Source organism: Rhizobium sp. PK7-22 (genome assembly GCF_056530405.1).
Genome location: NZ_CP096514.1, coordinates 1,750,140 through 1,762,179, shown reverse-complemented (window position 1 = coordinate 1,762,179; position 12,040 = coordinate 1,750,140). Strand labels below are relative to the sequence as shown.

12 protein-coding genes are annotated in these 12,040 nt (G+C 64.7%); 7 read left to right on the top strand and 5 right to left on the bottom strand.

The genetic code is table 11. The annotated features are described in order from the left end of the window. Positions 1 to 279 precede the first annotated feature (279 nt). The 7 genes from M1E10_RS13245 to M1E10_RS13215 all read left to right on the top strand — a co-directional run bounded on the left by M1E10_RS13245 (position 280) and on the right by M1E10_RS13215 (position 6,956). Positions 280 to 831 carry a methanogen output domain 1-containing protein gene (locus tag M1E10_RS13245; RefSeq protein ID WP_499176904.1) on the top strand — a complete coding sequence of 184 codons (552 nt, stop codon included), beginning with the start codon at positions 280 to 282 and terminating at the stop codon, positions 829 to 831. After that, on the top strand, positions 831 to 1,853 hold the full coding sequence (locus M1E10_RS13240; protein ID WP_499176903.1) for a sensor histidine kinase: 1,023 nt from the start codon (positions 831 to 833) through the stop codon (positions 1,851 to 1,853). The genes M1E10_RS13245 and M1E10_RS13240 overlap by 1 nt, the downstream gene beginning before the upstream one ends. Positions 1,854 to 2,111: 258 nt before the next feature. Then, complete coding sequence (locus M1E10_RS13235; RefSeq protein WP_499176902.1) at positions 2,112 to 2,333, top strand: response regulator; 222 nt, start codon at positions 2,112 to 2,114, stop codon at positions 2,331 to 2,333. A gap of 227 nt (positions 2,334 to 2,560) precedes the next feature. Continuing rightward, entirely contained in the window at positions 2,561 to 3,772 is a 1,212-nt protein-coding gene (locus M1E10_RS13230; protein ID WP_499176901.1) for an MFS transporter, read from the top strand. A 99-nt stretch (positions 3,773 to 3,871) separates the two neighbouring features. Next, entirely contained in the window at positions 3,872 to 5,731 is a 1,860-nt protein-coding gene (locus M1E10_RS13225) for an ABC transporter ATP-binding protein (RefSeq protein ID WP_499176900.1), read from the top strand. A 132-nt stretch (positions 5,732 to 5,863) separates the two neighbouring features. Continuing rightward, the gene (locus M1E10_RS13220; RefSeq protein ID WP_499176899.1) at positions 5,864 to 6,658 is read left to right on the top strand and encodes a DUF2243 domain-containing protein; all 795 of its coding nucleotides are present in this window, start codon (positions 5,864 to 5,866) and stop codon (positions 6,656 to 6,658) included. Between the two features lie 139 nt (positions 6,659 to 6,797). Continuing rightward, positions 6,798 to 6,956 (top strand): hypothetical protein, encoded by a 159-nt coding sequence (locus M1E10_RS13215; protein ID WP_173425148.1) that lies wholly within the window; start codon positions 6,798 to 6,800, stop codon positions 6,954 to 6,956. Positions 6,957 to 6,976: 20 nt separating this feature from the next. On the opposite strand, the gene M1E10_RS13210 is transcribed toward M1E10_RS13215, so the two are convergent. The 5 genes from M1E10_RS13210 to M1E10_RS13190 form a co-directional block, all read right to left on the bottom strand. After that, on the bottom strand, positions 6,977 to 9,598 hold the full coding sequence (locus tag M1E10_RS13210) for a PQQ-binding-like beta-propeller repeat protein (RefSeq protein WP_499176898.1): 2,622 nt from the start codon (positions 9,596 to 9,598) through the stop codon (positions 6,977 to 6,979). 175 nt (positions 9,599 to 9,773) lie between these two features. Next, the gene (locus tag M1E10_RS13205; RefSeq protein ID WP_499176897.1) at positions 9,774 to 10,286 is read right to left on the bottom strand and encodes a GNAT family N-acetyltransferase; all 513 of its coding nucleotides are present in this window, start codon (positions 10,284 to 10,286) and stop codon (positions 9,774 to 9,776) included. Between the two features lie 105 nt (positions 10,287 to 10,391). After that, positions 10,392 to 11,060 carry a PAQR family membrane homeostasis protein gene (gene trhA, locus M1E10_RS13200; protein ID WP_499176896.1) on the bottom strand — a complete coding sequence of 223 codons (669 nt, stop codon included), beginning with the start codon at positions 11,058 to 11,060 and terminating at the stop codon, positions 10,392 to 10,394. 98 nt (positions 11,061 to 11,158) lie between these two features. Beyond that, positions 11,159 to 11,479 (bottom strand): TraR/DksA family transcriptional regulator, encoded by a 321-nt coding sequence (locus M1E10_RS13195; protein WP_499176895.1) that lies wholly within the window; start codon positions 11,477 to 11,479, stop codon positions 11,159 to 11,161. Between the two features lie 32 nt (positions 11,480 to 11,511). Further along, the gene (locus M1E10_RS13190; RefSeq protein WP_499176894.1) at positions 11,512 to 11,922 is read right to left on the bottom strand and encodes a universal stress protein; all 411 of its coding nucleotides are present in this window, start codon (positions 11,920 to 11,922) and stop codon (positions 11,512 to 11,514) included. Between the last annotated feature and the right edge of the window lie 118 nt (positions 11,923 to 12,040).

Here is a 12,040-nt window from a genome sequence, read left to right as displayed (position 1 = left end):
GCGGGTTTGGGCGCGGAGCAGACTTTTGCTTCAGGCGATGCAATATCGGGTTAGGGGCAGGCTGCGGACTGTCCGAATTCTAGCGGCCGGGTGAGGAAATAGCTGCCATGGCGCCGGGCCGACCGCCATACCGCTTCCGACCGCCTCAATGACATGGCACTCCAATGCCACCGACCACGAACTGCCCGTTGCCGGCGGTTCAAGTACAGTCCATTGTCTTTAAATCTACCTTATGCAATAGCCTTTGCAGCAGTCGAGAACAATCGAATGGAGCCAGGGATGAGGCTTGCCGACAATCCGCTGACCGATGTAGATCTGGCCTTCGAGAAACTCGATATTCCGCTGGAGCGGGACGTGTTCCTGCGCTCGCTGCTGCGCGAACTGGCGGGAACGCTCGAGGATGTTGTCGGTATCGACGAGGCCGCTGGTTATATCAGCATCGTGGGCGGGGCCATCGGCGACCAGATTGACCGGACCTATCGCCAGTCTCTGGGCGTGCAGAACCTGACCAGAGACCAAGTCGCTGCCGTGCTCGTTGATCTGAAGCGCCGCATCCAAGGTGAATTCTACATCATCGAGGAACGCGAGGACAGCATCGTGTTGGGCAATAGCGCCTGCCCGTTTGGCAGCTTCGTGGAGGGTCGGCCGTCACTGTGCATGATGACCTCCAACGTATTCGGCTCGATAACTGCCGAAAATCTCGGCTATGCCCGCGTCGAGATCCAGGAAGCGATCGCTCTCGGTCATCCGGGCTGCCGGGTCGTCGTGCATCTGAAACCCACGGACGCACCCGATCCGCATGCGCGAGAATATTTCAAGAAAGCTGAGTGATGCAGCAGGAACTGGCGGACGCGGTGCTCGACGCATTGGATGAGCCGGTATTCCTGGTCGATCATGATGGAGGGATTGCATTCTCCAATCGAGCTGCGGAAAGCCTCTTCGGCTCCGCTCGTCGAGGGGGGACCCTTCTGGATCTTGTCGAGCAGCCTCATGAAGCACTGATCCGCTACCTGCGGCGCTGCTCTGGAACCGCCCAGACCCTCCCCGGCGCTGCGACGCTTCGTGATGTCAGCGGGGAACTCATCAGATTTCGCCTGCGCGGGGCCAGAACCCGGATGGAAGGCACTCCCTACATCTTTGTCCGCTGCCTCCATTCGCAGCGGGACCAATTTCCCGCCTTGGCCGCAAAAATTCGGGAGCTCAATGCAGAAATCCACCAACGGCGCCGAATTCAAGCGACACTGGAAGAATCCCTGCGCAACAACGACGTTCTGCTTCGCGAACTGCATCATCGGGTAAAGAACAACCTGCAGATGCTCATCGGCCTCATGGCCGCAGCGCAGCGGGAGACGAGCAACGCCGAGGCGCGATCCATTCTGGAGGAGGTCGTCCAGCGCATCACGGCAATCGGCTCCTTCCAGCGCCTTATGCACGAGTCACAGGAGATCAAAACGATATCTTCTGCACCTTTCGTCCAGGCAATCTGCGATGCAACCGCGACAACCATAGGCGACCGGCTGCGCATAGAGGTGCGTGCCGACGATGGTGAGTTGGCCCACGAGGTCGGCATGCCTTTGGCGCTCATCCTGAACGAGCTTCTAACGAACGCCGCGAAACATGCCGGAGGCAAGATCGGCGGCAGTGTGAGGGTCGAGCTTTTGAGGGACGACCAGGGCTGGGAACTCGTGGTTCACGATAACGGTCCTGGTCTGCCTCCTGATCCCAGGAATCGTCGCTCTTCCGGGTTGGGCCTGGTAAAAGGCCTGTGCCGACAATTGGGAGCGTCACTGAGGCTGGAGAATGCCGATGGCGCGCGCTTCGTTATTCGCTTTGGCAGGCAGGAACACACATGACCAACGCAGACATCCTCACCACCACTCCTGTTGACCCCCGGCCGGTGCGGGCGCCCTCACAAACCGACGACAGAGGTTCTTCCGGCACAGCGGGACCTGGAAAGCCTAGTGTTATGGTCGTTGAGGATGAATGGATTGTCTCCATGGAGATCGAAGCGGCTCTTGAAGAGGGCGGCTACGACTGCGTAGGCGTCGCCTCCACCGCACGCGAAGCCCTAGCCCTCGCTGGTTCTGCCCGTCCTGACCTGGTGTTGATGGATGGATATCCGACTGAAGGGCAACGACGACGGGGTCGAGGTTGCCAAGGAGTTGCGCAACCGCTTTGGCCTGCGTTGCTTGTTCATCTCCGCCCATGCCGATGGGGCCACAAAGGAAAGAGCTGCTGGTGCCGACCCGCTCGGCTGGCTGCCGAAGCCATTCTCCGCTCCACAACTGCTTCAGATGCTTGCTGCCGTGACCTTTGAGCCTGGACAAAAATAGATAGCGGCCAGGTTCGGCCAGTCGACTGTCTGGACGACACCCCTCACCACCTCCTGCTTCCCTAGGCGAACGACAGCTCCCAAGAATTCCACGGCACCCTGAACACCCGACATGGGGCGCAACGGTGACGTGAGGGGTCCGGGGCGGAACTTCTACTTCGGCCCGCTGGACGCCACGCCACCCGGGCGCTAGATCCCTCCCCTCCCTTCCCTCATTTTCCCCGGCGCATGATCAAGAGCTACATCGACTTCTCGCGACGCAACTGGCCGCTTCTCGTCTTCGGCGGCCTGCTGATGGCCCTGTCGAGCTTCGGGCAGACCTATTTCGTGGCCATGTCCGGCGCCCATTTTCGCGGCGCCTTCGGGCTCAGCGATGGCGAGCTGGGGACGGCCTATGCGGTCGGCACCGTCGTCAGCGCCCTGACGCTGACCTGGGCCGGCCGGCTGATTGATTACACCACCGTGCGGCGCTTCACCTGGTCGGTGGCGCTGCTGCTGGCGTTCGCCTGCGTGCTGGTCCCGATCAGCCCGAACGCCGTGTTCCTCGCGGTTGCCTTCTACTTCCTGCGGCTCGGCGGCCAGGGGCTGATGACCCATACGGCGCTGACGGCGACCGCACGCGCCTTCCCGAGCGACGCCGGCAAGGCGCTGGGTCTGATCGCGCTCGGCCTGTCCCTGGCGCAAGGGGTGCTGCCGTTTGCCACCGTCTTCGTCATGGACGCCTGGGGATGGCGGACGGGCTGGCTGCTCAACGCGGTGATCGTGCTGGTCGGGGTGACGTTCGCGCTGCGCTTCCTGCCGGTGGCCGGCGACGAACCCTTGCGCAGCCGGCGCGAGACGACGGCGGATGCGGGACCGCCCGCGACACCGCTGTGGCGCGACATGCGCCTGCTCTTGACCCTTCCCGCCGTTCTCGCCACGCCCTTCATCGTCACCGGCTTCTTCTTCCACCAGGCGCGGCTGGCCGAGCAGAAGGGCTGGGATATCGCCACCGTCGCCGGCAGCCTCGGGGCGTTCGCCATCGTGCAGGCGGTGTCGCTCGTCGTCATCGGCCCGGTGATCGACCGCTTCGGTCCAAAGCGGCTCCTGCCCTTCTTCCTCTTGCCGCAGGCCGGCGCCATGCTGCTTCTCGGCTATGTCTCGACGCCGCTGATCGCGCCCGTCTACATGCTGCTGATGGCGGTTTCGGCGGCCTTCGGATCGACGCTGGCGACGGCGCTCTGGGTGGACCTCTTCGGGGCGCGGGAACTGGCGCGGGTGCGATCGGCGGTCGAGGCCGGCGCGGTGCTGGCGAGCGGCGCCTCGCCGATCGCCATGGGCCTCCTCATCGACGCCGGCGTGCCCATGAGCCTCCAGGCACTCGGCTGCTGCGCCTTCAGCCTGGCTGCCTCGGCGCTGACCCTGCCGGTGACGCTGCGCAAGGGCGGACGGTCCGCCTGAGGACGGGAGGGCCACAATCCGCCCCCTGATCAAGGGGGGTTACGGCTCCGGCGGCAGTCGTATCTAGTGCAGGTCGATCTTGTGCTCGAGGAGATTCGGATGTCCGTTTCAGATGCCGTCTATCGCCCCTTCGAGACCCTGATCCGGCCGCTCGACATTCCCTATACGCCGCTCCCCACGAGCGGGCCGTTTGCGGTGCTTATGCATTTCGTGCGAATCTTCCGGTGGGTGTTGCTGACGGTGGCGCTCTCCAGCGTCATCGTCGAGATCGTCAACCTCTTCCTGCTCTGGGGCATCTCGGTGATCGTCGACGGCATCGCCGCCGATGGCGCCCGCGCCTTCCTGCAGCAGGACTGGCCCTTCCTTGCGCTGCTTGTGGCGCTCGCCTTCCCGGTCACACCGCTCCTGATCTTCGTCAACAACACGCTGGCCTCGCAGTCGCTCGTCGTCTGCATGCCGGCGGCGATCCAGTGGCAGGGGCACAAGGCGGTCGAGCGTCAGGACCTTGCCTTCTTCCATGACCTGTTTGCCGGCCAGGTGGCGTCGCGGCTGTCGCAGGTGGCCTCCGCCGTGCAGCAGCAGGTGGTCGTGGCCTTTCAGACGGTTCCCTTTTTCGCCGTCCAGTTCGTTGGATCGCTGGTGCTGCTGGGGGCGCTTGCCTGGCCGCTGGCAGTGCCGGTCCTGCTGTGGATCATCGCCAATGGCGTCGTTGCCGTGCGGGCGGTGCCGCAGTTTTCCGAACGGGGCCGAAAGTCGGCCAAGCAGCGCAGCCTGGTGGTCGGAGCGATGACGGATCTCTACAGCAACATCCAGACGGTGAAGCTGTTTGCCGCGGAAGACAGCGAGGCCGGATCGCTGCGCGGCATCCTCGGCAAGACCATCAACACGCAGCAATGGGAGCGGCGCATCTACCTGACGACGGACATCGCGGTGATCACGCTCAACGTGCTGCTCTGGCTCGGCGTCTTCTGGATCGGGTTCTGGGGGCTGATCGACGGCTTCGTCACCACCGGCCAGTTCGTCACCTCGCTCTACATCGCCCAGCGGCTGCAGACCAATGCCCGCGGCTTCCTGCAGATCTGCCACCAGATCTTCCAGGCGGTCGGCACCATCAAGGACGCCATGCCGGTGATGACGACGCCGCCGACGGTGACCGACCGGGCGGATGCGAAACCGCTGGCGGTGACGGCCGGTGCCGTGCAGTTCGACACGCTGCACTTTGCCTACCGCAAGGACCGTGGCGTGATCGATGACCTCTCGCTGGAGATCCGCCCGGGCGAAAAGGTTGGACTTGTGGGCGTCTCGGGCGCGGGAAAGACGACGCTCGTCAGCCTGCTGTTGCGCTTCTACGACCTGGAGGGTGGCGCCATCCGGATCGACGGCCAGGACATCCGCGACGTGACGCAGGCGAGCCTGCGCGAGCAGATCGGCGTCATCACCCAGGACGTGGCGCTGCTGCACCGCTCGGTGGGCGACAACATCCGCTACGGCCGACCGGAGGCCTCACGCGAGGACATCGAACGGGCCGCGGCCCTTGCCCAGGCCGATGGCTTCATCGCGGACCTCAAGGACAACGAAGGCCGCAGCGGCTACGAAGCCTTCGTCGGCGACCGCGGCATCAAGCTGTCCGGCGGCCAGCGGCAGCGGGTGGCGATTGCTCGCGCGCTGCTGAAGGACGCGCCGATCCTGGTGCTCGACGAGGCGACCTCGGCGCTCGACAGCGAGTCGGAAGCGGCGGTGCAGCAGAACCTCTCGCGGCTGATGGCCGGCAAGACCGTCATCGCCATCGCTCACCGGCTGTCGACGATCGCGGAGATGGACCGGATCGTGGTGATCGAGAAGGGCCGGATCGCGGAAGAAGGCAGGCCGGAGGAACTGCTGGCGCGCGACGGGCTCTATGCGCGGCTCTGGAGGCGCCAGACCGGCGGCTATATCGCCGACGCGATCGAGGAGGCGTGATCCCGGCCTTGGATTCCGCCTGCGAGCTGACCCGCTTGCCTGCTGCTCCCCTGGAACTTCACCTGTCGCGCCCGGTTCGGATCCTCCGACACGACGCCGCGGTGGCGGTCGGGAGCGATAGGGAGACGGATCATGCAGGTTGCGCCTCAATCAGCCGGCGTCACCGACGGGTTTTCGACCGCGCTGCGGTGGGCGGGCTATGCCCTCGGGTTTGCGCTCGGCGGCTTCTTCGACGGCATCCTGCTGCACCAGGTGCTGCAGTGGCATCATCTCCTGAGCGGCATCGACGAGGCGCGGCAGGACATTCGCTTCCTGATCCTGACCGACGGGCTCTTCCACGTGCTGATGTATGGGATCGCCGCCGTCGGGCTCTGGCTGCTGTGGCGGGCGCGCGCCGCTTTTGCCGCGGCCGGGTCCGACCGGCTTCTCTTCGCCAACGCGCTGATCGGCTTCGGCGCCTGGCACATCCTCGACAGCGTTCTGTCGCACTGGCTCCTCGGCATCCACCGGATCCGCATGGATGTCGACAATCCGCTGTTCTGGGACCTCATCTGGTTTTTCGGTTTCGGCGTGGTTCCCGCGCTGATCGGGCTTGCCCTGCGCCGGAACCGGCACGGCGGCGGCGGTGCGAGGCGGTCGCCGATGGCGCTGGTTCTCGCCGTCTGCCTGGCCGGGCCGCTGGCTGCCCTTCCGGCACCGGCCGACGGCACGGTCATGGTGGTGTTCCGGCCGGGGGTGACGCCGGCGCAGGCGCTGGCGGGTCTGGCCGCAGTGGAGGGGCGGCTTGTCTGGTCGGACGCCTCCGACACGGTCTGGGCCGTGGACGTGTCCGGCGGCGGCGACCCGAGCCGGTTCTACCGGCACGGCGCACTTCTCGTCGGCAATTCGATCGTGCCCATCGGCTGCTTCAACTGGACGAAAGTCTGAGCCGCAAGCGCCGAAGATTTTGACCAATCGACCCCGCATCGCTGCGAGGGCGCTTTTCATCCGGGCTCCGGTCTGGCATTGCATCTGGCAAGGTCTCAATCGCCCTGCCGCAGATCGGGCCGACCCGTCAGGAGCCGCCATGTCCAACAACGTCGTCGACTTCAAGCGCCCGCCGCAGCCGAAAGCGCCAAAGCCGCCGCGCAAGCCCAATCCCGGGCTCCGCAAACTCCTGACGGTGCTGGCGGTGGTGGCCTTCTTCGTGCTGACCTGGGCGTATTTCCAGTATGTCGGCGGCTGACGAGCGCGGTCGGCGTCCGCCTATTCCTCGGGCAGGCCGTAGGCGATGATCGTATCGCTGATCGGTGTTTCCATGAAATGGTGCCCACCGGGATAGATGATCACGAACTGGCGGCCGTCGACTTCCACCACCAGCGGGTTTGCCTGGCCGCCGCCGGGAAGAACGTCACTCCACAGTGTTTCGCCGGTTTCCACGTCGATTGCCCGGATCAGGTTGTCGGTGGTGGCGGCGATGAAGATCAGGCCGCCTGCCGTCACCGCCGGTCCGCCGTTGTTGGGCGTGCCGATGGTAAGCGGCAGCATGGAGGGGATGCCGAATGGGCCGTTGCGGCGCGCGGAGCCGAAGGGGTGATCCCAGACGGTATCGCCGGTGGCCAGATCGATGGCCCGGATCCCGCCATAGGGCGGCTCCTTGCACAGAAGCCCTGTGTATTTCACCCGCCAACCGGCGTTGACGTCGATCGCATAGGGCGCGCCGATCTGGGGACCCGCCTCGCCGAGCGGCGTTTCACCATCGGCCGGCGGCTCGTAGATCGCCCTCAATCCCGCCTCGTCCGCCTCCTCGCGCGGCACGAGCCGGTTGTGGTTCGGCATGTTGTTGTAGTTGGCGATCAGCAGGCCGCGTTCGGGATCGATCGCGACCGAACCCCAGTCGTTGCCGCCGTTATAGCCCGGGTACTGGATCCAGTACTGGTCCGACGTCGGCGGGGTATAGATGCCGTCGTAATGGGAGCGGCGGAACTGGATGCGGCACCAGAGCTGGTCGATCGGCGACATGCCCCACATGTCCTCCTCCTCCAGACGCGGGAAGGCGAGCGTGTGATAGGTGGAGAAGGGCTGGGTCGGCGAAAGATAGTCCGGCTCGACGCCGCCTTGCGGCACGGGCCGCTCCTCGACCGGAAACAGGGATTCGCCCGTCTCGCGGTTGAGGATGTAGATGTCGCCCTGTTTCGACGCGAGGATGACCGCCGGCACGGTGCCACTGTCGGTGGGGAAGTCGACCAGCGTCGGCTGGCTGCCGAGGTCGTAGTCCCAGACGTCGCGGTGGACGGTCTGGAAATGCCAGGCGGGCTGGCCGGTCGTGACGTCCAGCGCGACGAGCGCGGTGGAATATTCGTTCTCCTGCTCGCTTCGGTTGGAGCCATAGTAATCGACGGCGGAGTTGCCCATCGGCAGGAAGACGTAGCCCGTCTCCTCGTCGCCTGCGGCAATCGTCCACATGTTCGGCGTGCCGCGGGTATAGACCTCGTCGGGGCCGGCCTGGCTGGTGTCTCCCGGGCGGCCCATGTCCCAGGCCCATTCGAATTCGCCGGTGACGGCATCGAAGCCGCGGATCACGCCGGAGGGCGAATCCTCGGCATTGCCGTCGGTGACCTGCGCGCCGACGACGGCGACGCCGCGCACGATGACGGGCGGCGAAGACATGGCGTACCAGCCGGGCACCGTGCGGCCCAGCCCACGCTCGAGATAGACCATACCGTTGTCGCCGAAGCCGATGCAGAGCCGGCCGGTCTCGGCGTCGATGGCGATCAGGCGGGCGTCAAGCGTGCCCCAGATGATGCGGGTCGCGCAGGGATCATAGGGATCGGCATCCGGTACCTCGAAATAGGCAACGCCGCGGCAGGTCGCGCCGTAGGGAATGGCGTCGACAGGCACCTGCGGATCGTAGCGCCACTCCTCCTTGCCAGAGCCGGCGTCGATGGAGATGATCTTGCCCATGGGCGTGCAGGCGAAAAGCTTCTCGCCGATCTTCAGCGGCGTATTCTCCGGCGAGTACTTGCCTTCGGCGTCGGGTGGCGGCAGGTCGCCGGTCTGGAATTCCCAGATGCGCTCCAACTCTCCGACATTCTGCGGCGTGATCTGGGTCAGGGGCGAGTATTTCGTGCCGTGCAGGTTGCCGCCCCAGGCAGGCCAGTCGGCACCGGTCTCGCGCATGGCAAGCGCCAGCCGGTCCGCTTCGGAGGATTGACCTTCCGGGGCCGGATCGCTTGGAACTTCGGGGTTGATGACGACGTCGCCCTGCGTATCAAGCGCTGGCTCGGTGCCCGGGCTCCGATCGGCCAGAGGCTCGGCGGGCTCGGGGGCAAGGATGCCGGTTCCGGGGTCAGGCTGTTCGCCCGGCTCAGCCGGCGCCGGCGGGGCGTTCCCTGCCCCGTCTTGCGTATCGACCTGCGCCAGGACGGCTGGCGGTTCGATCCAGGGCGCGACTGTCACGCCAATTCCAAGGGCTGCGAGGAGAGCCATCGCCGCAGCCATGCCGCGCTTGCGGACCGGGGCCGAATCGCGCCGGCGCAGAGCGGGAACGGCGAGCAGGACGAGCACGAGAATGACGGTGGGCGCGACCAGCCTCGGGACCAGCGGCCAGCCCTGGAGCCCGACTTCCCACAATGCCCAGACGAGGGTGAACAGATAGGTTGCGCCATAGACGAGGGCACCCGAGATGCTGCCCTTCAGGATCAGCACGCCGGAGATCACCAGCCCGACCCCGGCAATGGCGTAGTACCAGGAGCCGCCGAGCGTGATCAGCCAGATGCCCCCACCGCCGATCACGAGGCCGAGCAGGACAAGCAGGCCGCCCAGCAATATCGAATACCAGCGGCTGATCGGATGGGAGGTGTGGTGATGCGCGGAACGGTCGCTCATGTCGGCTTCCCCTCGGTTGTTCGCCTTGGTTCAGCCTCAGGCAACAGGAGAGGTGCGCGGATGTTCCCGACGCCGCAGTAAAAAAACACCGTTTTTTACGAAATTTCAGGAGGTGATGGCTGGCGCAAGATTTGCGGTGGTCGGCAACAGTGACGGGGATGACGGCGAAGCAAGCTTAAGCTGCCACCGGCACCCGCAGTTCCAGGCAGGTCAGATCGAGCCAGCGGCCGAACTTCTGGCCGACTTCGGTGAAGGTGCCGACATTGCGGAAGCCGATGCTTTCGTGCAGCCGGATCGAGGCGGCATTGCCGGCCTCGACGCAGGCGATCATCACATGGATGCCGCGCTTTCCGGCATTGGCGACCAGCGCGGTCATCAGCTGCCGGCCGAGGCCCAAGCCACGGTGGTCGTGGTGGATATAGACGGAGTGCTCGGCCGTGTGGCGAAAGCCCTCGAAGGCGCGCCAGTCGCCATAGGAAGCGTAGCCGGCCACCTGCCCGCCAACATCCGCCACCAGCACCGGAAAGCCCCTGGCCAGCCGCACCCGGAACCACTCTTCGCGGTTTTCCAGATCGACCTGGGTCTCGTTCCAGATGGCGGTCGTGTTGGCGACCGCATCGTTGTAGATCGCTGTAATCGCGGGAAGATCGGCTTCGGTCGCGTCGCGGATAATCGGGGCAGACGTCATGGCTTGTCCATTATGTTTGATTTTCGTCCACCATAGCAGACGAACGAAAACGATGTCCACCAACTGGAGCAGGCAGCTCCCAAGCGGATCAGACCATCAATTTGGTTAAAGATTTGCGCCGGAAAGACTGAAGCAGGTAATCACGGCACCATAATGAACGGCGGAGGCGGCGACTACGAAGCCGTGCCAGATGGCGTTCTGGAAGCGCAGTCTTTCCCAGACGTGGAAGATCACGCCGAGCGAATAGATGATGCCGCCCGCAAAGATCAGCCAGACGGTGATCTCCGGCAGATACTGCGAGATGGGCGCCGCGACCACGACGCCGCTCCAGCCCATGCCGAGATAGAGCAGGATCGTCAGCCGGTCGAAGCGGCCGGGGAAGAGGCATTTCAGCGAGATGCCGACGATCGCCGTCAGCCAGATGGCAACGAGCATAAAGAGGATCAGCGGCTCATGGGTGCCGCGCTGCAGGAACGGCGTATAGGTGGCGGCAATCAGGATGAAGATCGCCGAATGGTCGAAGCGGCGAAGGATCCACTTGGTGCGCGAGTGCGGCCAGATGTTGTAGGTGAAGGAGATCGAGAGACAGAGCAGCAGGCCAAGCCCATAGACCCAGGCAGCAGCGATCTCGCCGGAGCTTGCCCAGAGGGTGGCGTAGAAGATCAGCACCGTGACGCCGATCAGCGCCATGACAATGCCTATCCCGTGAACGATGCCATCGGCAACGATCTCGTGAAAGTCGTAGGGTCGTTGAAACGGAATCGGGTTAGACATGCACGTCCTCGCAGCGCTTACCCGCCCAAAAATGGGCGGAGAAGCGATGCGAGGCAAGATCTTTTGCAGGGCAAAAGCTCACATTCTGTTTAGGTCGGTCACAATGCCGCAGCGCAGCTCTTGCAGAAGGGCGTGTGCGGCACGACGTCGAGCCGTTCCTCCGAAACCGGCTCTCCGCAGCGAACGCAGGTCCCGAAGGTCCCCGCCTCGACCCGCGCCAGCGCCGCGTCGATGGCCACAAGCTCCCTCTGACCCGCCTCGCCCAGTTCCTCCAGGACCTCGTCATTGTTGCGTTCCACGGCCCGGTCATCGTCATCGGGGTTGCGCGGCGCCTCGAAATCCGCCTCGATCTTCTGCAGGCGGGACTGCAACTCCTGCTGGCGCCTGGCAAGGATGATCCTGTATTTCTCGAGGTGCATGGATGGCATTCCTTTCATGTTCATCAAACCGTTCATCGGTCGACGAGAACAGAGCATTGGGCGTGGCGCACGATGCGATCGGCGGTGGCGCCGAGGAAGTAGTTGGAGAAGTCCGGGCGGTGCGAGGCGAGGATGATCAGATCGGCCTTGTGCTGATCTGCGGCGGCAAGGATTTCGCGCGCCGGGGCGCCCTGGCGCACCTCGATGTCGGCCTGCATGTCATAGTGATCGCGCAGTTGCACAAGCTGCCTCTCCGCTTCGTTGCGGGCATCCAGCGAAATATCCGCCGGCACCTCGGCCAGCACATAGCCCGGCAGGTCCTCGACGACGGCAAGAAGCACGATCCTGCCGCCCTCCTGGAGAAGCTTCTTGGCCCGCGGAACGATACGCTCCGCTTTTGCCGGTGCCGTGACGTCGACCGCCACGATGATATTCCTGTACATGCTGCCTCCTCCACGAATGATGCCCGTCGGCCGGCTCCAATCTCCTTCTTCCGGCGGCCGCCGCATTGATCGTGATCAAGTCTGGTGGCGGCTCCCCACAGTCAATGGTGCGCCAGCG